The 26,474-nt window shown below is 59.2% G+C and carries 25 protein-coding genes and 5 pseudogenes; 2 read left to right on the forward strand and 28 right to left on the reverse strand.

Annotated features, from left to right (window positions below):
- From EOA28_RS41045 to queC, 27 genes and pseudogenes are all read right to left on the reverse strand, one after another.
- Positions 1–253: exopolysaccharide production repressor protein (locus tag EOA28_RS41045; protein WP_348526042.1), on the reverse strand; the 253-nt coding region annotated here is incomplete at its 3' end.
- Positions 159–475 (reverse strand): annotated as a pseudogene (gene fdxB / locus EOA28_RS00145) (ferredoxin III, nif-specific). The pseudogene fdxB (EOA28_RS00145) and the gene EOA28_RS41045, both read right to left, overlap by 95 nt.
- Positions 472–630 carry a CCE_0567 family metalloprotein gene (locus EOA28_RS00150; protein ID WP_224571204.1) on the reverse strand — a complete coding sequence of 53 codons (159 nt, stop codon included), beginning with the start codon at positions 628–630 and terminating at the stop codon, positions 472–474. Before EOA28_RS00150 ends, fdxB (EOA28_RS00145) begins: the two are co-directional and overlap by 4 nt.
- Before the next feature lie 90 nt (positions 631–720).
- The gene (locus tag EOA28_RS00155; RefSeq protein ID WP_245501436.1) at positions 721–1,164 is read right to left on the reverse strand and encodes a DUF269 domain-containing protein; all 444 of its coding nucleotides are present in this window, start codon (positions 1,162–1,164) and stop codon (positions 721–723) included.
- Positions 1,165–1,484: 320 nt separating this feature from the next.
- Entirely contained in the window at positions 1,485–2,642 is a 1,158-nt protein-coding gene (locus tag EOA28_RS00160; RefSeq protein WP_127249268.1) for a TlpA disulfide reductase family protein, read from the reverse strand.
- Between the two features lie 597 nt (positions 2,643–3,239).
- On the reverse strand, positions 3,240–4,253 hold the full coding sequence (locus tag EOA28_RS00165; protein ID WP_024505903.1) for a 1-aminocyclopropane-1-carboxylate deaminase: 1,014 nt from the start codon (positions 4,251–4,253) through the stop codon (positions 3,240–3,242).
- 236 nt (positions 4,254–4,489) lie between these two features.
- Positions 4,490–4,855 carry an exopolysaccharide production repressor protein gene (locus EOA28_RS41050; RefSeq protein WP_348627494.1) on the reverse strand — a complete coding sequence of 122 codons (366 nt, stop codon included), beginning with the start codon at positions 4,853–4,855 and terminating at the stop codon, positions 4,490–4,492.
- A pseudogene (gene fdxB / locus EOA28_RS00175) lies at positions 4,761–5,077 on the reverse strand (ferredoxin III, nif-specific). Before fdxB (EOA28_RS00175) ends, EOA28_RS41050 begins: the two are co-directional and overlap by 95 nt.
- Positions 5,074–5,232 carry a CCE_0567 family metalloprotein gene (locus EOA28_RS00180; protein WP_224571204.1) on the reverse strand — a complete coding sequence of 53 codons (159 nt, stop codon included), beginning with the start codon at positions 5,230–5,232 and terminating at the stop codon, positions 5,074–5,076. The pseudogene fdxB (EOA28_RS00175) and the gene EOA28_RS00180 overlap by 4 nt, the downstream one beginning before the upstream one ends.
- 90 nt (positions 5,233–5,322) lie before the next feature.
- Positions 5,323–5,766, reverse strand: coding sequence for a DUF269 domain-containing protein (locus EOA28_RS00185; protein ID WP_245501436.1), 444 nt, complete (start codon positions 5,764–5,766; stop codon positions 5,323–5,325).
- A 320-nt stretch (positions 5,767–6,086) separates the two neighbouring features.
- Complete coding sequence (locus tag EOA28_RS00190) at positions 6,087–7,262, reverse strand: TlpA disulfide reductase family protein (protein WP_245501437.1); 1,176 nt, start codon at positions 7,260–7,262, stop codon at positions 6,087–6,089.
- 254 nt (positions 7,263–7,516) lie between these two features.
- The gene (locus EOA28_RS00195; RefSeq protein ID WP_024505270.1) at positions 7,517–7,894 is read right to left on the reverse strand and encodes a hypothetical protein; all 378 of its coding nucleotides are present in this window, start codon (positions 7,892–7,894) and stop codon (positions 7,517–7,519) included.
- 13 nt (positions 7,895–7,907) lie between these two features.
- Complete coding sequence (locus EOA28_RS00200; RefSeq protein ID WP_063169368.1) at positions 7,908–9,206, reverse strand: SidA/IucD/PvdA family monooxygenase; 1,299 nt, start codon at positions 9,204–9,206, stop codon at positions 7,908–7,910.
- A gap of 842 nt (positions 9,207–10,048) precedes the next feature.
- Positions 10,049–10,921 (reverse strand): universal stress protein, encoded by an 873-nt coding sequence (locus EOA28_RS00205; protein WP_126087041.1) that lies wholly within the window; start codon positions 10,919–10,921, stop codon positions 10,049–10,051.
- A 95-nt stretch (positions 10,922–11,016) separates the two neighbouring features.
- Entirely contained in the window at positions 11,017–11,832 is an 816-nt protein-coding gene (locus EOA28_RS00210) for a response regulator transcription factor (RefSeq protein WP_063169370.1), read from the reverse strand.
- The gene (locus EOA28_RS00215; protein WP_024505267.1) at positions 11,829–12,308 is read right to left on the reverse strand and encodes a NifX-associated nitrogen fixation protein; all 480 of its coding nucleotides are present in this window, start codon (positions 12,306–12,308) and stop codon (positions 11,829–11,831) included. Before EOA28_RS00215 ends, EOA28_RS00210 begins: the two co-directional genes overlap by 4 nt.
- Before the next feature lie 16 nt (positions 12,309–12,324).
- On the reverse strand, positions 12,325–12,822 hold the full coding sequence (gene nifX / locus EOA28_RS00220) for a nitrogen fixation protein NifX (RefSeq protein WP_063169371.1): 498 nt from the start codon (positions 12,820–12,822) through the stop codon (positions 12,325–12,327).
- On the reverse strand, positions 12,819–14,171 hold the full coding sequence (nifN, locus tag EOA28_RS00225) for a nitrogenase iron-molybdenum cofactor biosynthesis protein NifN (protein ID WP_126063827.1): 1,353 nt from the start codon (positions 14,169–14,171) through the stop codon (positions 12,819–12,821). Before nifN ends, nifX begins: the two co-directional genes overlap by 4 nt.
- Positions 14,172–14,179: 8 nt before the next feature.
- The gene (gene nifE / locus EOA28_RS00230; RefSeq protein WP_095489376.1) at positions 14,180–15,655 is read right to left on the reverse strand and encodes a nitrogenase iron-molybdenum cofactor biosynthesis protein NifE; all 1,476 of its coding nucleotides are present in this window, start codon (positions 15,653–15,655) and stop codon (positions 14,180–14,182) included.
- A gap of 61 nt (positions 15,656–15,716) precedes the next feature.
- Complete coding sequence (nifK, locus tag EOA28_RS00235; RefSeq protein ID WP_126063826.1) at positions 15,717–17,258, reverse strand: nitrogenase molybdenum-iron protein subunit beta; 1,542 nt, start codon at positions 17,256–17,258, stop codon at positions 15,717–15,719.
- Positions 17,259–17,387: 129 nt separating this feature from the next.
- Entirely contained in the window at positions 17,388–18,890 is a 1,503-nt protein-coding gene (gene nifD, locus EOA28_RS00240; RefSeq protein ID WP_024505262.1) for a nitrogenase molybdenum-iron protein alpha chain, read from the reverse strand.
- 87 nt (positions 18,891–18,977) lie between these two features.
- Positions 18,978–19,871 (reverse strand): nitrogenase iron protein, encoded by an 894-nt coding sequence (gene nifH, locus EOA28_RS00245; protein WP_024505261.1) that lies wholly within the window; start codon positions 19,869–19,871, stop codon positions 18,978–18,980.
- Between the two features lie 1,051 nt (positions 19,872–20,922).
- A pseudogene (locus tag EOA28_RS39850) lies at positions 20,923–21,119 on the reverse strand (7-carboxy-7-deazaguanine synthase QueE); the annotation flags it as partial.
- A 160-nt stretch (positions 21,120–21,279) separates the two neighbouring features.
- Positions 21,280–22,032, reverse strand: coding sequence for a carbonic anhydrase (locus EOA28_RS00255; RefSeq protein ID WP_126063825.1), 753 nt, complete (start codon positions 22,030–22,032; stop codon positions 21,280–21,282).
- 770 nt (positions 22,033–22,802) lie between these two features.
- Positions 22,803–23,528 (reverse strand): 7-carboxy-7-deazaguanine synthase QueE, encoded by a 726-nt coding sequence (gene queE, locus EOA28_RS00260; protein WP_164752747.1) that lies wholly within the window; start codon positions 23,526–23,528, stop codon positions 22,803–22,805.
- 5 nt (positions 23,529–23,533) lie between these two features.
- A complete protein-coding gene (queD, locus tag EOA28_RS00265) occupies positions 23,534–23,890 on the reverse strand; it encodes a 6-carboxytetrahydropterin synthase QueD (protein WP_126063824.1) in 357 nt (118 codons plus the stop codon).
- Positions 23,890–24,588: a 7-cyano-7-deazaguanine synthase QueC gene (gene queC / locus EOA28_RS00270; RefSeq protein ID WP_063170389.1), complete on the reverse strand. Its 699-nt coding sequence runs from the start codon at positions 24,586–24,588 to the stop codon at positions 23,890–23,892. The genes queD and queC overlap by 1 nt, the downstream gene beginning before the upstream one ends.
- A 335-nt stretch (positions 24,589–24,923) precedes the next feature.
- Between queC and EOA28_RS38550 the strand changes: the two genes are divergently transcribed.
- Entirely contained in the window at positions 24,924–25,097 is a 174-nt protein-coding gene (locus EOA28_RS38550; RefSeq protein WP_167512160.1) for a hypothetical protein, read from the forward strand.
- Positions 25,081–25,198: pseudogene (locus EOA28_RS00275) on the forward strand (transposase); the annotation flags it as partial. The gene EOA28_RS38550 and the pseudogene EOA28_RS00275, both read left to right, overlap by 17 nt.
- Before the next feature lie 13 nt (positions 25,199–25,211).
- Here the strand turns inward: EOA28_RS00275 and EOA28_RS00280 are convergent.
- Positions 25,212–26,418, reverse strand: a pseudogene (locus EOA28_RS00280) (IS3 family transposase).
- Positions 26,419–26,474 lie beyond the last annotated feature (56 nt).

Genomic DNA, 26,474 nt, shown 5'->3' on the forward strand with positions numbered 1-26,474 from the left:
AGCCGGCCTGAAGCAGCAGCGAACAGGCCAGCGTCGTGACGACTGCCACACGGAGCGAATCCAAAGCGAAGTAAACCATCGACGCATTGCTGCACAGGACCAGCCCCACGAGCCGACAAAAAGATGAAGTGCACGCCGCTCCCCTGGTTTTCGCCAGATCATGTTGCGAGCTCGTCGGCCGCAACATGCGTCTGGCAGTTCTTGGGGCAGACGCGGCCGCAGGCTCCGCAGCCGATGCAGCGGCCGGCATCATCGACAACCATGATCATGCGATTGAGCTTGCCGTCGAAATCGTCGTCCTCGTCATCGCAGGGGCCGAGGATTTCACCCGCATCATCAACGCCGTGAAGATGCATGACATCGCGCGAGCAGACCTTGAAACAACGGCAGCAGCCGATGCAGGTTTGCTATCGATGGAGGTCAGGTACGGCGGCATCCAAATGGAGCCGTCACGGGTGGTGAATGTGCGCATCATCCTAAATTCTTCATTGAAGCGAGTTCTCTCTTGGCAACATCCAACTCGGCATAAACGGCTTGGGTTTTCTCGGCGACTTCCTGTATGTCGGCCCACTTGCCCGGCAGACCCTCGACGAGGTCCTGCAATGCCATCTTGGCAATAGCTGCACGCAACTGGAGCTTTCAGACTTTTTTCCTCATCCTATCTAGGTCTGACATAGATCCTTTCTGGAACAATGGTTTCTTGATGCGCTCCATCTCGGGCTAGGCTTCAATGGCTGCAGTCGCATCGTCGACCAGTTTCGTACCGGCCTCAGCAAGTTTGCGGAAAGTCTCGAAGCCGAACCGGTGGACGTCTCGACAGAACGCCCAACCGCCGGAAGCCCCCACGGGTTTCATTTCTATTGTCGGCGACGTCGACACGCCGGAGCGCTCCTCGATCGCAAGCGCTACGGCGGTGTAAAACATGTCGAGCCTCCACAGCGCGTCAGGATCGGGATCGCCGCCAAAGGGTACCGCACGTTGCTGTTGCTTGGTGATGATGAACTCGGCCAGCAGCTCGGCATCCGAATGGCCTTCCCATAAGCCGAAGGAATCCTGAGTACGAATGAACCGCAGGAGGCATTTGACGAACGGGGAAGCAAGGGCCTCGCCGTCCCCGTGGACAGCAGGGCCAACCGGTTCATGAGGAATTTCGCTTTTCCCCAATTTCAGTACTCCTCTTGAAGGACGATCTCTTTTTCTGCGATGTGTGGTTCGGGCGCTTGCGTGGGCGGGGAATGGCTTGGGCGAGCCGATCCCACGCAACAGTGTCCCGTGGCCGACCTCGAGCACGTCCACCAATGCGAGACCTTTCACCGCGGCGCGAACGCCTGCGCCGCGGTTCGACCCGAGGTAAACGCAATGGAAATTCCACCTGCCGCAAGCCGCGCACTTTTGCGGCATCGACGTTATTGCTGCGAAGTGCGCCTGGGCGGGCGGATTTGCCGGTGTTCAATTCCAATTGTCATGCCCTTCGCGATTCTTGCTCAGGAAGTGACTGCGTTTTGAGTTTCGGGTGCCTTCTTTTGCGGAGCCACACAAAGATCCGCGTGACAGGCAGGCTCACCCGTGTAGTTGGCCAGTGCTTCGAGCAATGGGGTAAGATAGTACTGTTTGGTGTGGTCCGGAATTGGCCCCAGCCGGTCCACCGATTTCAGTGCCACCTCGATCAACTCGATTGCGCGATCTTTGTTGCCGCTCTCGTAATAATACTGAGCTACCGGGAGGTACCGGAGGTATTTAAACGGGCCATCGCCGTTCGGGGGATTGAGTGCCAGTATCTGTTCCGAGAGCTCGTTGCCCATCGCAAAGCGCTCCGCGCGCGGAAGATGGGAATTGTCCATCGTGGGATCGAAGAGTTGGTTGAGGGCCAAGGCCATCCACGACACCGCGTCGGACGTTTTGTCGATCGCGTCCTCGACCAATTCTCGCATGACCGGCATGCCGGTCTTGATGTCGCGCAGCTTGTGAAGCAGAAGATCCGCATGAATCTGCCGGAACTCACAAGAGTCTGGCATCAAGGCGAGGCCTTCTTCGATGGCCAAGAGCGCCGCCGTCCAATTCTCGGCCTGCATCGCCGGCTCAAGTTTGGCGTATATCGGCCCGGTAAGCGACATTTCGCGCGCTGCAAGTTGGTTATGCGCGATGCGCTTTGCATCGGCGGCTTTCGCTTCATAGCTGCTGCGCCAGCTGCCGTTAAGGACTTTCGGCAAAACGTCATCGAGTTCCGCCGGGTGGCCGATAAAAGCGATGTGGCCGTCGCGGTCGACCACGAACGAGGTGGGAATCCCAATCGAAGAGCTGGGATCCATCCAGAGCTTGTTCATTTCGCCAATGTAATCGAACCCGATACGATAATTCAGATTCGGGAACTTCTCGGTCAGCCAGGCATCCACGTTGGTCCGCGCCTCGTCTGCGGTAGGACCCTGTTCGCAGGCGGCAACTCCGACCGCCTCAAATCCGCTGCCTTCATATTTCTCCTGCAGTTCGATCAAATGGGGCATGGCGTCGACACATGGTCCGCACCAAGTCGCCCAAAACTCAACGAGGTAGACCTTGCCGGGCCGAAAGTTCGTGAGGGGCTCGCCACGCAGCCAGTTCTCCACTTTGATCGCAGGAGCCGGGGACCCCATACGCAGTTCCATCTTGGTGTCCAAAGTCATTCCACACCTTTCGTCTCTTTTGTCGCGGAATATTTTCCCGTCAAAATCGGACACGGTCTCGAGGGCATCGCTCCCTCTGGCTTGCTTCAGCGAAGCTCTCACCGTGTTGCCGCACATCAAGCTGCAACGGAGGTGCCAATTCCCTCAGCTCCGGTAAGCGGCGGGAAATGCTTTGAAATTCTCCACGAGGCTAAATGCGGCCGATTGTCGTGAACCCGACATGTCTTCTGCCGCTGTCGGGTTTCGCCCTATCTCTTGAGAGCTTGGACGGCTCGCCTGTGATTAGACTGGCCTCGGTCCTCGAGCAGTGGCAGTTTGGCGCCAGTTCGAAAGCGCGAACTCGCCGGCTTGGTCCTCGTGCCGCCACCGCCGCGTGTGGATTCTTGCCCCGGAGTCAAAATTCGCCTCGCGGTTGCCAACGGCGGCATGCGCTCAATGCGCGTGGCGTTGAGCCCCGACAGCACGTAATGGTACCAATTAGTGGATGCCCGTCGCTGCCTCCACTTCTCCAGCCAAGCGCTCGAACGACGCTACCTACCCACGTTCGAGCGCGACCGCGGAATCGCAGACTGCCGAACGTCAGCCGTTGCGAAAGGTGTAGCCGTACCCGTTGATCGCCGGCGCGCCGCCTAGATGTGCGTAGAGGACCCTCGATCCCTGTGGAAAGAAGCCCCTCTGGACGAGGTCGATCATCCCTTGCATCGATTTGCCCTCGTAAACGGGGTCCGTAATCATGCCCTCGAGCCGCGCGCACAAACGGATTGCCTCTTTGGTTTCCTCCGATGGAACGCCATAACCCGGGTACGCGTAGTCCATGAACAACACCACGTCTGCCTCGACAATTTCCGCTCCGAGGTGGACGAGCTTCGCTGTATTTTGGGCGATGCCGAGCACCTGCGCCTTGGTCTTGGCGGGCATGGCGGAGGCATCGATACCGATCACGTTGCGCTGTCGACCATCCTTGGCGAACCCGACGAGCATGCCGCCGTGGGTTGAACCAGTCACCGTACAGACGACGATATAGTCGAAGGCAAACCCAAGCTGCTCTTCCTGGGCACGCACCTCCTCAGCGAACCCCACATAGCCCAGGCCGCCGTATTTGTGGACAGAGGCGCCGGCAGGTATCGCATATGGCCTGCCGCCCCTTGCCTTGACTTCATAAAGTGCCTTTTCCCAGCTGCGGCGGATGCCGATGTCAAAGCCCTCGTCAACCAGGCGCACCTCTGCCCCCATGATGCGGCTCAAGAGGATATTGCCGACCCGGTCGTAGACAGCATCATCATGTGGGACCCAGCTCTCCTGGACCAGGAGGCATTTCATGCCGATCTTGGCGGCGACCGCAGCGACCATGCGCGTATGGTTGGACTGCACGCCACCGATTGTGACGAGCGTATCGGCATCTGACGCGATCGCGTCGGGCACAATGTATTCGAGCTTGCGCAGCTTGTTTCCGCCGAACGCGAGACCGGAGTTGCAGTCCTCGCGTTTGACGTAGATTTCCACCTTGTCGCCCAGATGCTTGCCGAGGCGGTCGAGCCTCTCGATCGGCGTGGGTCCAAAGGTGAGCGGATAACGTTCGAATTTTTCCAGCATGCTATCTCCAGCAAAAAAGTACCTGAACCGGCTACGCACCGGTCAGCCCAGGGGTATGGTCGCGTGTTAGCCGAACACAGATTCCCTATACGATCAGCTCAGTCATCAGAGGGTGACCAAAATTGGTGTGGGTCTGAGCACTGATCCTGTCATCCGCGCATCAAAGCAGCAGCACATGCTGGGCATTCGACCAAGCCGGGACACAGCTGAAAATTGCATTCCGCAGTTGATCAGAGTCAGACGACTGGTACCCGAGCTTTCCTGTAACCATCGGCATGCTGGCCCCTGTGGCGAGTTCCACGAGCGCGGCTAGAGGACTGCCAGATCAGAAAGAGCACGCGGCCGAAGGAGCCGGCCTGAAGCAGCAGCGAACAGGCCAGCGTCGTGACGACTGCCACACGGAGCGAATCCAAAGCGAAGTAAACCATCGACGCATTGCTGCACAGGACCAGCCCCACGAGCCGACAAAAAGATGAAGTGCACGCCGCTCCCCTGGTTTTCGCCAGATCATGTTGCGAGCTCGTCGGCCGCAACATGCGTCTGGCAGTTCTTGGGGCAGACGCGGCCGCAGGCTCCGCAGCCGATGCAGCGGCCGGCATCATCGACAACCATGATCATGCGATTGAGCTTGCCGTCGAAATCGTCGTCCTCGTCATCGCAGGGGCCGAGGATTTCACCCGCATCATCAACGCCGTGAAGATGCATGACATCGCGCGAGCAGACCTTGAAACAACGGCAGCAGCCGATGCAGGTTTGCTATCGATGGAGGTCAGGTACGGCGGCATCCAAATGGAGCCGTCACGGGTGGTGAATGTGCGCATCATCCTAAATTCTTCATTGAAGCGAGTTCTCTCTTGGCAACATCCAACTCGGCATAAACGGCTTGGGTTTTCTCGGCGACTTCCTGTATGTCGGCCCACTTGCCCGGCAGACCCTCGACGAGGTCCTGCAATGCCATCTTGGCAATAGCTGCACGCAACTGGAGCTTTCAGACTTTTTTCCTCATCCTATCTAGGTCTGACATAGATCCTTTCTGGAACAATGGTTTCTTGATGCGCTCCATCTCGGGCTAGGCTTCAATGGCTGCAGTCGCATCGTCGACCAGTTTCGTACCGGCCTCAGCAAGTTTGCGGAAAGTCTCGAAGCCGAACCGGTGGACGTCTCGACAGAACGCCCAACCGCCGGAAGCCCCCACGGGTTTCATTTCTATTGTCGGCGACGTCGACACGCCGGAGCGCTCCTCGATCGCAAGCGCTACGGCGGTGTAAAACATGTCGAGCCTCCACAGCGCGTCAGGATCGGGATCGCCGCCAAAGGGTACCGCACGTTGCTGTTGCTTGGTGATGATGAACTCGGCCAGCAGCTCGGCATCCGAATGGCCTTCCCATAAGCCGAAGGAATCCTGAGTACGAATGAACCGCAGGAGGCATTTGACGAACGGGGAAGCAAGGGCCTCGCCGTCCCCGTGGACAGCAGGGCCAACCGGTTCATGAGGAATTTCGCTTTTCCCCAATTTCAGTACTCCTCTTGAAGGACGATCTCTTTTTCTGCGATGTGTGGTTCGGGCGCTTGCGTGGGCGGGGAATGGCTTGGGCGAGCCGATCCCACGCAACAGTGTCCCGTGGCCGACCTCGAGCACGTCCACCAATGCGAGACCTTTCACCGCGGCGCGAACGCCTGCGCCGCGGTTCGACCCGAGGTAAACGCAATGGAAATTCCACCTGCCGCAAGCCGCGCACTTTTGCGGCATCGACGTTATTGCTGCGAAGTGCGCCTGGGCGGGCGGATTTGCCGGTGTTCAATTCCAATTGTCATGCCCTTCGCGATTCTTGCTCAGGAAGTGACTGCGTTTTGAGTTTCGGGTGCCTTCTTTTGCGGAGCCACACAAAGATCCGCGTGACAGGCAGGCTCACCCGTGTAGTTGGCCAGTGCTTCGAGCAATGGGGTAAGATAGTACTGTTTGGTGTGGTCCGGAATTGGCCCCAGCCGGTCCACCGATTTCAGTGCCACCTCGATCAACTCGATTGCGCGATCTTTGTTGCCGCTCTCGTAATAATACTGAGCTACCGGGAGGTACCGGAGGTATTTAAACGGGCCATCGCCGTTCGGGGGATTGAGTGCCAGTATCTGTTCCGAGAGCTCGTTGCCCATCGCAAAGCGCTCCGCGCGCGGAAGATGGGAATTGTCCATCGTGGGATCGAAGAGTTGGTTGAGGGCCAAGGCCATCCACGACACCGCGTCGGACGTTTTGTCGATCGCGTCCTCGACCAATTCTCGCATGACCGGCATGCCGGTCTTGATGTCGCGCAGCTTGTGAAGCAGAAGATCCGCATGAATCTGCCGGAACTCACAAGAGTCTGGCATCAAGGCGAGGCCTTCTTCGATGGCCAAGAGCGCCGCCGTCCAATTCTCGGCCTGCATCGCCGGCTCAAGTTTGGCGTATATCGGCCCGGTAAGCGACATTTCGCGCGCTGCAAGTTGGTTATGCGCGATGCGCTTTGCATCGGCGGCTTTCGCTTCATAGCTGCTGCGCCAGCTGCCGTTAAGGACTTTCGGCAAAACGTCATCGAGTTCCGCCGGGTGGCCGATATAAGCGATGTGGCCGTCGCGGTCGACCACGAACGAGGTGGGAATCCCGAACGAAGAGCTGGGTTCCAGCCAGAGCTTTTTCATTTCGCCAGTGCAATCGAACGCTGTCCGATAATTCAGATTCGGGAACTTCTCGGTCAGCCAGGCATCCACGTTGGTCCGCGCTTCGTCCGCGGTAGGACCCTGTTCGCAGGCGGCAACTCCGACCGTCTCAAATCCGCTGTCTTTATATTTCTCCTGCAGTTCGATCAAATGGGGCATGGCGTGGACACATGGTCGGCACCAAGTCGCCCAAAATTCAACGAGGTAGACCTTGCCGGGCCGAAGGCTCGTGAGGGGCTCGCCACGCAGCCAGTTCTCCACTTTCAGCGCAGGAGCCGGGGACCCCATACGCAGTTCCATCTTGGTGTCCAAAGTCATTCCACACCTTTCGTCTCTTTTGTCGCGGAATATTTTCCAGTCAAAATCGGACACGGTCTCGAGGGCATTGCTCCCTCTCGCTTGCTTCAGCGGAGCTCTCACCGTGTTGCCGCACATCAAGCACGGCAAAGGGCATGCCAACCCTTCTTAGCTTCGGCAAGCGCCGGTACCGCCTTGAATAAGCGAGCCCTAACACGGCCAGCTGACGTTAACCTGAATGTCGGCTTTCGACGGCTCACCTTAGCGGCTGCCGTTTAGGAAGGTGAGAGTTTGGCTGGCCCGCTGGCGATAAGACCGGCTTCGGCGTCCTGGAGTAGTCGCACTTCGGCGATGGGGTCGAAAGTGCGGGAGAGGCTCGGTACCCTTGCAGCCACCGCCGCATGTGGCCCGGCGTCATAATTCGCGTCGCGGTTGCCAACGGCGGCGTTGGGCTCGATCCACGTGGCGTTGAGCCCGACAGCACGTAAAGCTGCATCGTGATTGAATGCCCTTTGCTGTTTCACGCCAAGCAGGAGTCGCGCGACGCTACCTTGCTCAAGCGCGAGCAGAGCGATCTGACGCCGTAGGAATATTGCTCGTCCCGCTTTTGCCGCCAGAGGCGGAAATCTTTCCTGAATGCCACCGCCGATCATCAATATCGACGAATCATATCCCGCTGCCCATTTGTTCGACTCCGAGGTCGGGCCAGCACTCCGTCAAGGGACGGTTGATGAACCCTAGATGCTCGGGATTGGCGCATGGCGCGCGCCGCAGAAGGCTGTCAAGGATGCGGCGCGCTCGCCAGGCCAGCAGCCCAAAGTTCGGATCAGCCAGCCCGCGCTGTCCAAGGCAGGCGTTCTGAACGAAAAGGCGTCGGTCTCGCGGTCCGTCCCAGTACACCGAAAAATCCTCGCCGATGGCGAGCTCATTGCCGATCTGTTCGAGGCGATCTGCGATCGGTTCTAGGAAACCCGGCAGCGGTTTCTCGTACCCGGTGGCCAGGATGACGATATCGGCGGTTACTTCTCCGATGTTGTCCAAGCCGCGTTGCAGCGTGAGCCTGTGCCCTGCTCCGGCATTGATGCAGCGCGACACGTTGCAACTTGGCCGCAATGTGATCTCGCATTGGTGTGGCTCGAGAAAGGCGTGGTGGTAGAGCGCCTGATAGACCGCGCGCAACTTGCTTTCTGAAATGCCCTCGGAGGCAAGCGCGAAACGCCGCAGGAACAGCTGTCGATGCACCTCGCTCATCGCAGCAAAACGATCCGAGAAGCATGGCGTGAACAGCCCGTTTGTGAACGCGTGGTCGTCGAAAGGCATCTCGCGCGTCAAGACCCATGTGATCGCCGCGGGCCGCCGTTCTTTCGGCCGGCCGACAAGGTGCAGTAGCAGCTCGGCTCCCGACTGTCCGCCGCCAACAACGCAGACATGCTTTTTTTGCACCTCAGGATTGATGTGGGCCAACTCAGATGAGTGGAACAGGTTGGGTCCAGTCCAGCCATGAAACTGAGGCGGAATTTGCGCCTGCTTGCCTATGTCGATGACGAGGTTTCTTGCATCAAGGACCGCGTTGTCCGTCCGCACGCGAAACTCGCCGTCAAAGCGGATTTCGCGAACGGCCTCGCCGCCACGGACAAGCGGATTCTTCTGGAACGCCCAGTTGAGATATTGGGCGAACTCGGCTCTAAGCACCCCGTGAAATTGCGCATTGAGGAAATTGTAAAGACGCCCGTTCTCGTGGAGGTAGTTTACGAATGTGTAGGCTGATCGCGGATTGACCAGAGTAACCAGATCCTGGAAGTGGCCGACCTGGAGCTCCGCGCAATCGAAAGCGCTGCCTGGATGTCCTCGGAAATCGACCTCCCGGTCCAGGAACAGTGCCCCTTGCGCAATCTCTTCCTGTATCTGACACGCAAGGCTCAAATTAGATGGTCCAGCACCCACACCAATACAAAAGAGGTCCACTTATCCTTACTCCTCTAGGAGTGTTTTCCAACTCAGCGGCATGTTGACGTCGATTGCCGGGCATTGAGCAATGCGAACCTCACAGGCATGCTTGAGCCGCGGTCCCGACTGAGAGGACAGCAAAAGCGTGTGCCGCCTTCCAGGTCTTGGGCTCAATGTCGGCGGCATCGACAGCGGCGCGGCGTGATCCGAACCCAAGAGCAGAAGGAAAGTGTGTGATGCTGTCGCGCGGCTCTTCCGGATCTTACGGCGGCTTCTAGCGCCGGCCTCCACCCCAGGAGTGGCTGTTTCCCTGCCACGACGGAAGCGGCTCTTTCTTTCGAGGGGCGTAACCATGGATAACGGCTCTTAATGCTTTCGGAGACTCCCATGCATGCGGCGTGCCGGATAAAGACCTGTCAAACCAACGAGTTCGCGCAGTTCCAGCTCGTCTGGAATCCGACATTGTCGCACGCCCGACGATCGGGCAGGGGAAGCTCCGCGGCAGCGGCCCTTGCACACCGCAGGCTGACAGGGACAGCCGCCGATTTGACGCGCGTCCGGGTACTGATAAGGGGCCTTCCAACAGGGTTCGCGCACGAGGCGGGGTCTCCTGGTACACCCGCCCTGTGGCTTGGCTGCGGTCTGCTGCAGCCGTTCGTCTTTACTGCCCGTTGCGGACGATCTCGCACGAGTTGGTTCACGAGAGCGTCGTGAAGCAGTCGAGGCGTCCGGTTTGGCTCTGACAAGCGTCGCAAGATGTTCGCGGATCCAGCCATGTCTCCGCAATCCGACCGGTAACCGACGACGACTTCGGACTGGTTGGCGGTCCTACGACCTGATCGGTGTTCCTACGGAGCTGATCAGCGAGCCAAAAACAGCGGCAATGTGGTCTTCCCAAAGCTCCAGCTCGGCGGACCGCCGAAAATCCGCTCACGCAGCCCACGGCTGCCATAAGCACCCATAACCATCATGTCAGCACAGATGTCGTTCGCGTGCTGGGTCAGCACTGTGCCCGCCGATTTGCCGGCGCTCTTAAGCAGGTCAACGGAGACCCGAGCACCGTGCCGAGTAAGATAGGCAGCGATGTCAGCTCCAGACTGCGCGCCTTTCCCGTTGTTTTGCGCCTTTGGATCGACCATAGCGACACAGACTTCCTTGGCAGCGGATAGGATACTAAGAGCTTCCCGAACCGCACGCGAGGCCTCTACACGCGAATCCCAGCCGACCAGCACGCGTCGAGGCGACAGCGTCGCCTTAACGCCCTTCGGCACGATGAGCACCGGCTTTCCGCTATCGAACAAGCAGCCGTTGACAACAGGAGGTCCGAGAGTCTCATCGTTGAGGAGGTCTCCTCCAACGATCGTCAGGTCAGCGCAGAGCGCCCGCTGTCGTGCCACTTCACCGAGGCTAGCCGGATCGCAATAGTCGGTGTCAACGTCACAGGAAAGCGACATAGCTTTCAGCCTTTTGAGGATATCCGCGGACCGTCTTTCCATTCTGGTCACGTCCTGTGAAAATTTCTCGATTTGCTGAAATCGATAGTTCGGTACTGCAATTGCCTGTGCACGTCCTGTATTCCATTCGGGGGGCGGAGACAACATCAAGAGCAATGGAGGCGGTATAATGAGTACCGATAGGTGCGCGCCGACCTCGGCACACAGTCCGGCAGCTGTTGTGAGGTCCTCATCAGAATGATCAGCACCCGTCACACTGAATATGCTTTTAAATTCCATTTGCCTGCTTCTCCTGGTCTTCGTTAGGAGCGCCTCAAAGCGGCAACACCGCTCTCAGGAGGAAGAGAGAGCGGCACCACGTTCGATCACCGATTTCAGTCGTCCGGCTTCTCGAGCGAGTAGCCGGCCGACCTGACGGTGCGAATGACGCTGCCGGGCAAGGCCGTTTTCAGCGCCCTCCTGATTCGGCTGATATGGACATCGACGGTGCGTGCACCGACATGAATGTTGGGCAGCCAGGCCGCCCCGATAAGCTCGTCCCGGCTGAAGACCTTGCCGGGGGCCTCAATCATAAGCCGCAGCACGTTGAAATCGATCCGTCCGAGATGGATGTCGTGGCCATTACCGCGAACCCGATGGGCATCGAGCTTCATCTCCAGGCCTCCACAACAAATCCAACTGTCGTTTTCAACCCCGTTCGGACCACGCTTGGTCAGCCCGAGCCTCGCCCGCAGGCAGTCGAGCAGCTTGGCCGGAGCCACCGGCCGCACAAAGCTCTCAACGCCTGCCTTCAAGAGATCGAGGTGCTGGTGCTCGGCGCCAGGCGCGATCAGGGCGATGATAGGCAGGTCGGTGGTGCGCGGTTCCCGCTTGAGGTGGGCGCAAATTGCGGACCCGTTTATGCTGGCTGGGTCGCAATCCAGCACTACGGCCTGAAGCTCCCGTTGTTCGGCCAAGGCCAGCGCAGCCTTCGCGCCGTCTGCCGTCTCACTGCTGAAACCGTCAACCTCCAGTATGTGGCTGTAGAGCAGATAGAACTCGGCATCTTGCGAGCAGATCAGGACCAGCGGCTTCTTCATCGGCGATACCCCAACAACCTGGTCGGCCTCGAGTCCCTGGATCGAGGGGACTGGCCAACATAGTTTCTCGGGTCCGTCATGATGGCCTTTCTCGAAAATCGCGCCCATCATGCCAGCGCCACGTGGGGAAAGGTTTCGATGACTGAAATCGCATCGTCGACCAGCTTCGTACCGGCCGTGGCGAGCTTCAGGAGCGTCTCGAAGCCAAACCGGTGGACATCGCGCAGCGTTTTGGACAAAACGACCAGCCGTCCGGTCGTGAAAAGCACCCGACCAAAACCCTCATGGCTCACCTGGATCATCGGCGATGCCATAAGGCCGCAGCGCTCCTCGATCGCAAGCCCGATGGCGGCGTAGTACTTGTCGAGCCTCCACAGCACGTCGGGATCGGGATCTCCGATGATTGGGATCCCTCGGCGCTGTTCCTTGGTAATGATGAAGTCGCCCAGCAGCTCAGCGTCCGCTTTGCGTTCCCACGAGCCATAGGAATCCTGAGAACGGATCAGCCGCACGAGGCATTTGACGAACGGGGTGCAAAGAGCCGCCTCGTCTTCGGCGACAGCTGGGGGGATTGCGGGGTCAGGCATTGGCGTCCTCCTCTTTTCAGTCCTCGTCCTCGAAGGACGGTTTCTTTTCGGCAATGCCCGCTCGCGCCAGCACCTTGCGCAGCCAAGGCGGAGGACACGTCCTGAGCATCATCTGCGTGCGCAAGAGCACCTGTGGGATCGATTGGGGCTCCGCCACTTTGATCGGGTGGATTTTTGCCGCGACAAGCTTGGCTGCCGAAGGGCCGCCAATTGCCAGACAAAACAGGATCTGACAGCCCTTGAGCGCATCCACCTTTGGCGTGATGCGATCATCGCGCTCGGCCCGATGCTCCCCGCTTTCATCGGACACGTCATCGAAGGCCACGGCTTCTACGAGATTCCATTCCTCGCGCGTCACGTCGTAGACAGCAAAGCGCCTGGCCGACCCGAAATGGGCGTTGAGGTCCTGCATGTCCTGAGTGGCGATCGCAACGCGCAATGCGCCCTTACGTCGTTCAGGCATCGGGGCGAAAACCTCACTACTGACCAGCGAGAGGCGGCGAACAGCGTTCATCGTGATATTTCTCGATTACGGAGTGGATCAAGCGCCTCAGGAGTGGGCGCGTGTTGGTTGGCCTGGAAGATGCTGGCGACCTCGAAGATCATGTCGCGGGTGCCCTGATAGAGAATTGCGAGCTTGTGCTGGCTGCCTAGTCGATCGAAGACCGGGAACCCGATGCGCATGAGCGGAATTCGGAGCCGCTCCGATGCTTGGCGCCCGTGCGAATGCGTGACAAGCAGGTCAGCACCGACGGCAAGACTTTCCAGATCGCCGAGATCGCCGATCTGAACCGAAACCGCCGGGACTTTCTCGAGAATTTTAGACCTGTCGGTCGTTGTGACGGCCGCGGCTATCTCGGAGCCGAGGCCAGCAAAGAAGGTCGCAAGTTGGAACAGCTGGTCTGGTTCGGCAGCGATGGCAATTTTCTTGCCGCCGAAATGGAAATGTCCGTCGAGCATCGCGTCCTGCAATTGCGCCCGGCGCCGGCGCACGCGGGCCGGTACCGCCGCGCCCGAAATCGCAGACAGCAGCGACACGAAGCGGTCCGTGTCCTGCAGCCCAGTCAGTGACTGGAACAACACGTAAGGCACGCCGGTCAACCCGTGCAGCGCTTTCGCCGGGCGGCGCATGTGCTCACCGATGGCGATGCATTGCATGGCCGTGCCCAACTCGCGAATGTCTTCGACGCTGGTGCCGCCGTATGTGGTCGCTACCCAGCGGTCAGGAACCGTACCGTCGAGCGAGCCTGAAATGTCGGGCAGAATAACCGGCTTGAGCCCAAAGCTTTCAACCATGTCCCGCATATGCTCGATGTCGGCGATAGAGAGGTTGCATCCGGGCAGGATTGCGATCTTCTTCGGGTGCCGCGCCCGTTCGCCCGAGCGCGTAATCCCTTCGATCATTGCGGTGACTGCCTTGGCCCAGCCCTCTTCGATCGCGCCGTCAAAATCCGGCGTGTTGGCCAGCACGACCTCCGTACCCGCAAGCTGTTGCGTGTGCTTCCGCATGATGTTGGCAATATCACCCGCGCAATCTTCGCCACGCGTCTCCACCAGCGCGGTCGTGCACACCCCGATCAGCGTTGGCTTCGTGCGGTTCTTGAGGTTGAGGATCGCCTCTTCCAGATGGTCGGCTGCGCCGAGGATGGTCGCCACCTCATCCATCGCCGTAGTCTGCAAGGGAATCGCTTCTTTGAAGTGCCGCACGAAGAGAACGAGCGCAAAGCTTGTGCAGCCTTGGCTGCCGTGGAACAGCGGCATCGCACCGTCGACGCCAAGAAAGGCAAAGGCGGCACCCAGCGGCTGCGACGACTTCAGCGGGTTGACTGCCGCCGATTTGCTCTGGGGAAGGATGCGGGCCATCGGTCGCCTCAACACTCGTGTGCCGTCGCGCAGGCGAATTCATCAAACAGGTACGCGGTCTCGTTCCTCGTGCACGGCAATTCGCCTATCAGCTCAGGCTGGCAATCCCACGGGGCCGGCTGGCGCACCTGAGACCAGATCGGATTGTGAATGGCGAGGTCGATCTGGCGTACGAGTTCCACCATGCCGTCATAGCCGGCATAAGGATGCTGGCGCTCCTGGTTGATATCGAGCCAGGGCGTCTTGGCCTTGAGCGCAATGAATTGCGTGCGACCGCCCGACAGCATGATATCGGCCCTGTGTTCAGAGAGCATGGCGTACAGCTCGCTCGCAGCCATGGATTCGAACATGTGCTTGTCGTGCTTGAGAACTTGTTTGATGCGCTCCTTGTCCTGCACCGTAGATTTCTTGATCGAGGTGCCGACGATCTCGATTCCGATCTCCATCAGCGCATGGACAACCGACCAGGACTTCACACCGCCTGTGTTGAGCAGCACGCGCTTGCCTTGGAGCCTTTGCCGGTAGGATTCGAGTTTCTTCCACGCGATCGCCTCCTGCTGCGCGATCAGCGTCTCTGTGCGCTCGAGGATCTCCGGATCGGCGCCCTTCCTCACCAGCAGCCTGACAAGGTTTCGAAGAGCTTGCGATGTGTCGGAGATGCCATAGAAGGAGCCCTCGAAGAACGGGATGTCCCAGCGCTCCTCCATCTTGCGGGCAAGACTGATCAGCGCGGTCGAGCACACCATCATTGCCGCCCGGGCGCGGTGCGCGGAAGCAATGTCGCGGTAACGCGCATCGCCGGGAATGCAGGCGCGCACCCGGATCCCGAGCCGATCGAGGAGCGGCTTTACAAGCCAGAATTCGCCCGAGAGGTTGAATTCGCCAAGGATGTTGATGTCGTAGGGTCCGGGGTCGTCGGGTTCGACCGTGCCGATGACATGATCGAGCAACGCCTCGGCGGCGAGCTTATTGCCGAGGTTCTTGGAGCCTGCCAGGCCAGGCGCATTGATCGGCACCACGGCCAAACCGAACTTTTCCGTGGCGCGTTTGCACACGGCCTCGATGTCGTCACCGATCAGCGCCGTTACGCAAGTCGAGTAGACGAAGATCGCCGGCGGCGCGTATGTGTGCTTGATCTCGCGGATCGCCTTGAAGAGTTTCCGCTCGCCCTGCCCCATCACAAGGTCGAGTTCGGTGAGGTCGGTCGTGAAGCTTGTCCGCCACAAGGTCGGCCCTGACGAAACCGCACCACGGTTGTCCCAAGAATTGCCCTCGCAGGCGAGCGGCGCATGGACCAGATGCGCAACGTCGGTGATCGGCTGCAGGACGATCTTGGCTCCGTCAAAGGCGCAGCCGCCGGCTGCCGCCCCTGGTGTCAGCGACTTCGAGCAGCCCTCCTTGCGCGCCTTGGCATCTTTGCCACGGTTCTTATCGCAGGCGGGCTCATCGAAGGCGTCCTTGATTTTGGCGCTGAGGGAGGACATTGCTCAGCCTCCCCAGTCCATTGGGCAAGGAATGGCCTCGGCGAAAAGCCGGCCACGGCTCTTAGCGCGTGAGGTCATAGGAATAATCCGTCACACCCGTCTCGCTCGTCTCGCGATCGAGTTTGTCGAAGATCTTGTCGAGGATCGTCGTCAGCACGCGCAACGCTCCCTGGTAGCCAAAGAGCGCAAAGCGGTGATGATGGTGCCGATCGAAGATCGGAAACATCAGCCGGATCAGCGGTGTTCCGGTGTCGCGCTCCAGGTACTTGCCGTAGGAATTGCCGATCAAAAGGTCCACCGGCTCGGTAAAGAGCAGTGAGCGCAGCGCCCACAGGTCCTTGCCCGCCCAAACCTGGGCAGCCTTGCCGAAAGGCGAGGATGCTAGCAGCTTCTTCAAATCGGCTTCCCATGCCGAGGTGCCATTGGTGGCGAGGCAATGGGTTGGCTCGCCGCCGGTCTCCATGACAAAGCGGGCCATTGCGTGAACGAAGTCGGGATCACCGTAGATGGCGTATTTCTTACCATGCAACCAGGATTGGCTGTCCGCCATGGCGTCTACCAGTCGGCCGCGCTCGAGGCGAATTGCCTCGGGAATCTCCTTGCCGGAAATCGCCGCGACCTCCATCAGGAATTCGTCCGTCGCCTGAACGCCGAGCGGATAGTGGAACGAGGCCGTCGCCTGCCCGACCTCCTCGCAATAGCCCAGTGTCTTTCGGGTGTTGTGATGCTGCAGCGAAAGCGTTGCCTCGGCGTTGAGGGCCTTCTTCACCTCGTTGATCTTCGTGCCCCCGTCATACATGCGGTATTCACCGTCCGAAGGCGTATCGAACTGGTCAGAGGCATCCTGGATCAATGTATAGGACACGCCCATTACATCGAGCAGGCGCTTGAGCTCCCGGTTGTTGCCGACGCAGAAGCCGTCGAAGCCCGGAATGATGTTGATGGTTCCTTCGATTTGCGTACGCTCCTGACCTTTCCAGAAGTGCTCCAAAATGCCTTTGACCATGTTGTCATAGCCGTCGACATGACTGCCAACGAAGGCCGGGGTGTGGGCAAAGGGCACGTCGAAGTCGCGCGGGACTGAATCTTCGTCCTTGGCGTTCTGGATGAAGCTGTGCAGGTCGTCGCCAATGACCTCTGCCATACAGGTCGTCGACACGGCAATCATCTTGGGGTCGTAGAGCTGGTAGGTGTTGGCGAGCCCGTCGACCATGTTCTTCAGGCCGCCAAACACCGCCGCATCCTCGGTCATTGAGGAGGAGACCGCCGCGGCAGGCTCCTTGAAATGGCGCGACAGGTGCGAGCGGTAATAGGCGACGCAACCTTGGCTGCCGTGGACGAAGGACATGGTTCGCTCGAAGCCGGCGGCAGCGAATACCGCACCCAGCGGCTGGCAGGCCTTGGCCGGGTTCACGACAAGCGCTTTGCGGGCGAGGTTCTTTTCGCGGTATTCCCACGTCTGGGTGAAATCGCGCTGATCGGAAATGATTTCATCGGGGTGCGGACATTCGAAGTTTAGCTTCTTCTCAGCGAGCATCTTTCTGTATTCCGGCTCGCGGAACAGGGGAGCGTGATCGAGAATTTTTTCAGCCGACTGCGGCATGATGATTACCTCTTTTGCATCTGGCTGCGCGGGACGGCAGCTCAGGACGTCAAGACGTTCCAGGCTCCGGCGGATCAGAGGCCGCGGGAGTTCACCGTCTCAGTGGGAGACTGGGGCTGAAGCAAATGTTTATTCGGCAGCCATCGCCCGCTCATCGCCCCGGCTTCTTTTCCAAGGCGCGTGGAATAGGTCCCAGACCGGGTTGTTAATGGCGAGATCCACATCACGTGCGAAAATGGCAAAGCCATCGTAGCCGTGATACGGGCCTGAATAATCCCAGGAATGCATCTGGCGGAACGGTATGCCCATCTTCTGCACCGGGTATTTTTCTTTGATTCCCGAGCCGACCAGATTTGGGCGAATCCCTTCGATGAATTTCTCCAACTCATAGCCGGTCACGTCATCGTAGATCAGCGTGCCGTTCTTCACGTAGTGGCCGGTGCGCTGATAGTCGTCGCTGTGGGCGAATTCATAGCCGGTGCCCACGATGACCATGCCGAGGTCCTCGTAGGCCGTGACGACGTGGCGGGGGCGCAGGCCGCCCACATAGAGCATCACGGTATTTCCTTCCAGGCGCGACAGGTACTTGGCGATGACCGCATCAACAAGCGGCCTGTACTTGGCAATGACCTTTTCGGTCTTCTCCTCGATTTCCGGCCCAAAATGCTTGGCTATGTTGCGCAGAGAGGCTTCGATCTGGGAGGGACCGAAGAAATTGTACTCCATCCAGGCGACGCCATACTTTTCCTCCATATGCCGACAGATGTAATTCATCGACCGGTAGCAGTGGATAAGATTGAGCTTAGCCTTCGGGGCGCGCTCGATCTCTGCGAGTGTGGCGTCACCCGACCAGTTGCCAACCACGCGCAGCCCTATCTCCTCAAGCAGTATGCGCGAGGCCCAGGCATCGCCGCCGATATTGTAGTCGCCGATGACGTTGACGTCGTAGGGGCCGGCCTCGAACTTGACATCCTTTTTGTCGAAGACCCAATCCCGGATTGCATCATTGGCGATGTGGTGGCCAAGCGACTGCGAGACGCCGCGGAAGCCCTCGCAGCGTACCGGCACGATCGTCTTGTCATACTCCTTGGTCTTTTTGCGAGAAACGGCCTCGGTGTCATCGCCAATCAGGCCGATAGGGCATTCGGACTGCACGGTGATGCCGTTGTTGAGCGGAAACAAGACTTCAATCTCGTCAATGATCTGTTCCAGCTTCTTGTCGCCGCCGAAGACGATGTCCTTCTCCTGGAAATCGGAGGTGAACTGCATTGTCCCGAACGTGTCGACGCCCGTTGTACCGACGTAGTAGTTGCGGCGCTGCGACCAAGAATATTGGCCGCAGCCGACCGGGCCGTGCGAGATATGGACCATATCCTTGACTGGCCCCCACACCACGCCTTTCGAACCAGCATATGCACAGCCGCGAATCGTCATCACCCCGGGAATGGACTTGATGTTCGATTTGACGTCGCATTCGGAAAGGACCTCGCTTTCCCCGCCAGCCTCGTTGCCGCTCTTTGCGACGTTGAGGTGCTTCTTGCGGCGCTTCGCCGCCTTGTCGGGATAATGCGACAGCACCTCTTCGATAAGCTTCGCATGAAGAGCACCGTCATTCTCGTATTCCCGGCTCATGAGTCCCCCTTTCAAGGTTGGGTGACGCCTCAAAGAATAGGCGCCGTTCTCTGCAAGGCGCGCCGATTCATGGCAGCGCTAATGTCACTACTGGGCCGCCGCCTTCGCCGCTTCCTTGGAGTGAAGCTCGGCAAGCATCTGCTCGTCGGTCTTCATGATGCCGAAGTCGAGCAGCATCTCCTCCAGCTCCTCCATGGTGATCGGCGTCGGGATCGTACCCTGGCCCGAATTGGCGTGGATCTTCTCGGCCAGAGCGCGGTATTCCCCTGCCTGCTTTGAGTCCGGCGCGTACTGGATCACCGACATCTTCCTGAGTTCGGCATGTTGGACGATGTTGTCGCGGGGCACGAAGTGGATGAGCTTGGAATTCAATCGGCCAGCCAGTGCTTCGGCCAGATCGAGTTCGCGGTCGGTTTGACGTTCATTGCAGATCAGCCCGCCCAGCCGCACACCGCCCGAATGGGCATATTTGAGGATGCCCTTGGCGATGTTGTTGGCGGCATAGAGCGCCATCATCTCGCCGGACATGACGATATAGATCTCCTGGGCCTTGCCTTCGCGGATCGGCATGGCGAAGCCGCCGCATACCACGTCGCCGAGGACGTCATAGGAGACATAATCGACATCGTCATAAGCGCCATTCTCCTCGAGGAAATTGATCGAGGTGATGACGCCGCGGCCGGCGCAACCGACACCCGGCTCGGGGCCGCCGGACTCCACGCACTTGATGCCTCTGTAGCCCACCTTGAGCACGTCCTGGAGTTCGAGGTCTTCCACCGAACCTTCCTGTGCGGCGAGATCCAGGACGGTATCCTGAGCTTTCGAATTCAGGATCAAGCGTGTGGAATCGGCTTTGGGGTCGCATCCTACGATGAGGATTCTCTGCCCGAGGTCGACAAGGGCAGCGAGCGTATTTTGGGACGTGGTGGACTTGCCGATGCCGCCTTTTCCGTAAAAGGCGATCTGACGCAGACCTGACATAATAGCTTTCCTTCCTTCGTTCTAATCATCGCGACTGCCCGCGACACAAGTGCCGATAGGCAGCTCGTGCCGCCTCACACCAAGCATCGCAAAAAGCGTACCAGCGTGATCGGCCGATCCCAGAAAAAACTTTGTCATTAAATTCCAGCCGCTTAGACGGCGGCAAAACGCGCGAACGGGCCTTTCAGGCGTCTGTCACGGACACGACAAAGCCGACACAGATTGTCGTGCGCCATCCAAACCGCCGTGTGTCGAGCTCGAAGCGGGAGAATGGGGAAGTTAGCCCAAAGCTGATGGCGAGACCATCGGAAGACATCGGCTCTTGTCTTTCCAGCCTGCCATTGATCGGGCGGTCGCTGGATGAGCAGGAGCCTGGGGCTTGACCGCGGCGCGGGTAGTTCAGGCAGGCTTACAGAGCGGGAACGCCGGCGGCCGATAGACATCCGCGCTTAACCTTTCATAGCCCGTCTACAAGTTGGTTCCGCCGACGCGCTATATGGAAGCCAAATAATTCAGTAGCTTAGCCGAGAGCATTGATTTTTTCAGAAAGATACGTGTTATACGCGTACGAACCGCCGAACCCATGGTCGGCGCCCTCATGCGCGTGAGACCCCGTTGTGGGCGAGGCTCGCGACTGGCTGCACGATCCTAGCCGGCCTGCTTGCCATTGAGTTTGGTCCCGCCGCGGTAGGCTGCGGCATCAAGGGCAACATCAGCTACAACACTGGCAAGAAGATTATCACGTTCTTGGACAGGAATCTTACTGGGAGACACGCATCAACAGGCGGGCGGGCGGGCTTCGAGAGGTTAGTGTCGCGGCAGCTTGCAGATCTGCCCACGGGGCCGCCACGATCGCAAAGTGTGTACAAAAGCGCCCTCTCTGCCGAACTGAACAGTGCTCACGGCCATAGCCTCGGATGAGCCCGACTGGCTTGACCTCTGCATGATGAGAGCAGCTTTTACACCAGGTGCGCAGCACATGTCTTTAACGAACGCATCGTCTTCAAGAATATAGAGAGCAATTCGGAAAACCGAGTAGTTGGCGGCGAAGCTAGGAGAAGGTATACACCACCCTCTTGTTACCCCAGAGTAGAACGTGCAGCTGCGGCAAGACGCGGGCTTCGAACCACCTGTCGCTGGTCACCTTTTCTACCAGCGATTCCATGCGCATCATATTCCGTCGGACTCGACAGAGACGTCTTCATTACCACGGCGGGGCGGCGTGTGATTGCCGGGTTGCAGACAAACCTCGCCGCGACGTCTTTGGGACGAGTGGTGTCGGCACCGAATCCCTATCATTTAGACTAGCCAGCTTGGGGAGCGCCGTCAGACCGCCAGACCGGAAGAGGAGGCTTCGCGCCAACTTGTGCCAAGAATGTTGGACCGTGCGGAACCGCTGGGGCGGCGCTCAACTCTGGCGCAGGATGAAGCGTCGATTGGGTGAATGAATAGGGCGCGCGTTCGACGGGTAGAGGGAGGCAAATCGCTGGATGTCTGCCGGATCAACGTCAACCGGTTCCATCGCCACCATCCACTCGACGTTTTCGGTGCACGGCGGCGTCGTCAGTGAGCCCTCATAAGTCCAATAGCCAAGCGAGGCTGGCAGAAGCCAGTTGGGATTCACCTCGTCGATCGTCACCTCCCCATTCGGCAGTTCGGGAAAGGCCGCAGCAAGGGCAGCAAAGCTGGCATTTGTCGCGCCGGGCGTTAAAAAGACGCCCAGCACGCCCAGAGTACCACTTTGCGTGTCCTTGTGAACGAAATGCACCTCCATCGGGAAGCTCTTGCCCGCCACGTGATGTTCGCTTGGCGCATGGAAATGGAACTGTACCAGTTCGTAGACACGATCGCTGCGGGTCAGCGTGCTGCCTTGTGGCATATTGATTTGAATGGTGTGGCCGTTGTTCACCATATTGCCGCCGCCCTTGTGCCAGCCGATGGCGATATGCGGGATATCCGCCTTGACCGCGCTGTTGATATTGATCGGCGATTGCTGCGTGCCGGCAGAGCATACGAAATTTTCCTTATCCAGATCAGCCCAGTGCTCCGGTCCGACCGGACCGGTGTACCCCCAATGGGCACTGGTCGCTTGGGCGGCTTGAACGCAAATCCGGCATGCGCCGAGCGCAACCAACCCTTTGATCAGGTGACGACGATACATATTACTTTTGCTCCTCTTGCGAACTGATGTTGGTGGCTGCCCTAATGGACGCGTGATGGCCAATCGGCGCGGCCAGTATTGTCCTTTGCAACTGATAGATGCCCGCATGCCTTGGCGTGCTTTCATAAGTGCGGCTGCCGTTTCTCGGCTGGCCGGCTTCTGCAGCCCGCAACGGGAGCAGTTTCAACCAGCTAAACGATAAAAAATTTGAGCAGACCAGCGCTTGACCCCCGCCGCAAAGGCACAGGCGAAGGTGATCACTGCGCGGCTGCCGTTCGCGCCGGAGGCCGCATCGCTATACTTTACACTCGCTGCCCAAGGAGACGCAGGCGACCCTAATACGTTTTCATCGCTACTCCCGACGCAGCCGACCCACGCCACGAAAACGTTGCTATATTTCACGTTGGGCCAGTGAGGAAATCGATCTTCTTTATGGAAGGCATTTGCGCAATGGATGCATTCCCATGCTGACAGTCGTGCGTCAGGCCGGACAATGAGATACATCGATAAGAGCTGGACAAGGATGAGGGGATGACGTGCTTGCGACGGAGCAGGTGGGGCGAGAAGGCCAGTTCTTGCGGATTTCAACTTTGCGTGACGACAGCTCATCGGAGTCAAGGTGACACACGCCGGCAGCGGGGTGTCCGGGCGGTTTCCAGCCGCACAATCGCGAGACCGCTGACGCGAACAAAGCTCGGCTGTACTCGGCACGCGAAGAGAGCCTGCCAAGCCGTTGGAGCCCGGCCTTCCGGTGCGACGCAAGCCGCAGACTAGACCGCCCTCTTGTTACCCCAAAGCAGAACGTGCAGCTGCGGCAACACGCGGGCTTCGAACCACCTGTCGCTAGTCACCCTTTCGACAAGCCATTCCATTCGCATCATTATTCCGTCCAAGTCGACAGAGGCGTCTTCACTGCCAGGGCGCGGCGGCGTGTGATTGCCGGGTTGCAGATAGATCGGAAGGTGCGGATATCTCGCCGCGACTTCTTTGGCGTAGGCATAGTCACTCTCGTCGAAAACGACGAGCTTGAGCACGATTTGCGGCTTCTCTTGCGCCGCTTCGAGGCATGCATCAAACGCAGCCCAACGGGTGGTCATCTCGCTGGACGGCGGCTTTGGGCTAAGGGTCAGCACGTCAAGATCCGCAAACCACTCCCTCACCACGGAACCCTGCGTTTCCAGTGCAAAACGATAGCCCTCGCGATGGCCGCGTTCTATGAGGGGACCGAACGGCTGAATGGCCGGGTTGCCGCCTGACAAGGAGACCATAACCGGCCTGCCGCCGGAAAGCGCATGGACGGTTTGCCACACGGCATCGATCGGCATCGGTAGCCATTCATGGCGATACTGATTGTCCACCGCGTGAAGGCTGTCGCACCATGAACAGCGATAATCACATCCGCCGGTTCTGATGAACACCGTCGGCAAGCCGATGAGCACGCCCTCGCCCTGGATAGTCGGCCCGAATATCTCGCTCACACGGATTGCGGGATGCATGTCGGTCACGGACGGTATTCCGCCCAAGTTTTCGGTGTTTCGCTAACGCGCACGGCCGCGGTCTGCGGCAGACGTGCCTTGCACCATTCATAGAAATGTCTGGCCAGGCATTCCGCCGTGACCTTCTCATGTCCCAGCACGTCGTTGAGGTGCCGATGGTCGAAGCTCTCGTCAATGTAGCGTTTGAGCGGCGCCAGATCGTGATAGTCGCGCACGAAGCCGTGGGCGTCCAGTTCCTTGGCCGACAGCTCCACTACGACGACATAGTTATGCCCGTGCAGGCGCGCGCATTGATGGTTGGGAGGCAAGGAGGTGAGCTGATGCGAGGCCGAGAAGTGGAATTCCTTGGTGATGTGGAACATTACGCGCGCCTCCTGCGCAGCGCCTCAAGCCAGAAATCGGCGTCCTCGTAGTCGGTGGGATCAGCGTGCCCGGCGAGATGGAACGCTTCGCGCCGCTCGACGCAGGTCCCGCATCGTCCGCAGTGACGCACGCCGCCCTTGTAACAGGACCAGGTCTCAGCAAACGGGGTGCCGTATCTTGCGCCATCCGCAACAATGTCAGCTTTTCCGAGATTCACATACGGTGCATAGAGGCGTATCTGCGCATAGCCGTCGAGCGCGCGGTCTTGCATTGTCTGGAAAGCTTCAATGAAGGCCGGACGGCAATCGGGATAGATGAAATGGTCCCCACCATGCACGGCCGCCGCCACCGCTTCGGCGCTGTGGGCGGCGGCGAGACCGAAGGCGATTGCCAACATGATGGCATTGCGGTTCGGCACCACCGTAATCTTCATCGTGTCTTCGGCGTAGTGGCCGTCCGGCACGTCGATACTGCTAGTCAGCGCTGAGCCGGAAAGGCCACGGCCAATTTCGCCGATGTCGATGATCTGGTGCGGGACCTTCAGTCGCTGCGCGCAAAGAGCGGCGAAGCCCAATTCCTTCCTGTGCCGTTGGCCATAGTCGAAAGATAGAAGGCCGGTGAGTTCGTGCTCCGCTGCCACCATGTGAGCAAGGGAAACGGAGTCCAATCCGCCAGAGCAGACGGCGAGAGTCTTCATCATTGGTATCCTTGTTTTGACCGGGTAAGGCTGCGACCGGAGATTTCTCTGCGCCCCCACTACTCCAGCGACTCAGTTTTGTGAACCGGGAGAATTTGCGCTCAGCCCGATTGGAACGGGAGTGCGTCGCGTCCAACACGCGTGATCAATAAAAGTTGAGCGCTTCAGCAGTTTGTTTCGCATCGCGCCAACTTTCGCAATCTGCTGTCGGATCGTCGACTTCGAGACAAGGTGATGTTCGGCCGACATCGGCTGACTCTTAATTAAGCCGCAGAACACATGTTGGCTTTCTGGCCTTCGCTTGTGCGGTTGGCACGACAATTGACATTCTAATTGTGGGGCGGCACACCCCGCCAGCCGAAAGTGGCAGTGAGCTCCTTCAGGCGCAGGTTGATGTGCTGATTATTCGGCGATTTTCCGATCTCGAACCAGAAAGCGAGGGCGACATGGATGCCAGCAAATTTGACATTGGCGACATCCGCCTGGAGAACCCTGCGCGGCGCGATTGAGGCCGCAGGCGAGCCTGCTCTACCTGCCGCCCTACAGTCCCGACTTCAATCCGATTGAGAACGCCTTCGCCCAACCTAAGGCGCTGCTGCGAGCAAAGGCCGACCATCAAGGCTCTATGGGACTGACGTTGCCCCAGCAGTTTTGAGTTCGTTTCCGGCGTGGGTTGTGCCCTGCTGGGCGGGTGAAGCAACGGGCGCTGGCGCGGAGCCTTTGGCATAGCGCAGCGCGAGCGACCGTCGCGGATTGAAGGTGCTGGCGAACTTGGCCGGGGTCTGCCAGGCGATTTGGGAGTGCGGCCGCGCGGTGTTGTAGTCGGCGTGCCACAGGGCGATGGCTACGCGCGCCTGAGCCAGCGAGGTGAACAGCGTCTCGTTGAGCAGTTCATCGCGCAGTCGGCCGTTGAAGCTCTCGATGAAGCCATTCTGCATCGGCTTGCCGGGCGCAATGTAATGCCAATCGACGCGGTTCTGATCCGCCCAGGAGAGGATGGCGTTCGAGGTGAACTCGCTGCCATTGTCGCTGACGATCATCCTGGGCCGGCCGCGCTAGTGATGAGCCGGTCCAATTCGCGGGCAACCCGCATGCCCGAGAGAGACGTATCAACGATGAGTGCCAGGCACTGTCTCGTGCAGTCGTCGACGACGGCCAGGATGCGGAAGCGGCGCCCGTCGGTGAGCTGGTCCGATACGAAGTCGAGCGACCAGCACTCGTCGGGCCTCAGCGGCACCAGCATTGGCGCCCTGGTCCCGATCGCCCGCTTGCGGCCGCCACGGCGGCGAACGGCGAGCTTCTCCTCCCGATAGAGCCGGAACAGCTTCTTGTGGTTCACGACCAGGCCCTCCCGCCTCAGCATCACGAGAAGACGCCGGTAGCCGAACCGGCGACGCTCCTGCGCGATCGCCTTCATCCGCTCGCGAACCTCCCGGTCGTCCGGCCTGCTGGTCTGGTAGCGAACCGTCATGCGGCAACAGCCGATGGCTTTACACGCCCGCCGTTTGCTCATCCCGAAGCCTTCCTTCAGGCGAGCGACAGCTTTCCGCTTGGCGGCGGGCGTCACCATTTCTTTCCCACAAGGTCCTTCAACGCGGCATTGTCGAGCATGGCGTCGGCCAGAAGCCGCTTCAGGCGCGTGTTCTCGTCCTCCAGCCCTTCAGGTCGCCGAGCCTCGGTGACATCCATCCCGCCGAAGCGGGCCTTCCAATTGTAGATCGAGGCGTCGCTGACCCCGTGCTTGCGGCACAGATCGCCAACCGATACCCCGGCCTCGTGTTTCTTCAAAATTCCGATGATCTGCTCTTCAGAGAAGCGGCTGCGTTTCATGTCCTGATCCTCTGGATGGGCCAGAACGAACTTCAAACCGGATTAGATCAGAGGGG

It is taken from the genome of Mesorhizobium sp. M2A.F.Ca.ET.067.02.1.1, assembly GCF_004023285.1.
In the GTDB taxonomy this organism is placed as follows: Bacteria; Pseudomonadota; Alphaproteobacteria; order Rhizobiales; family Rhizobiaceae; genus Mesorhizobium.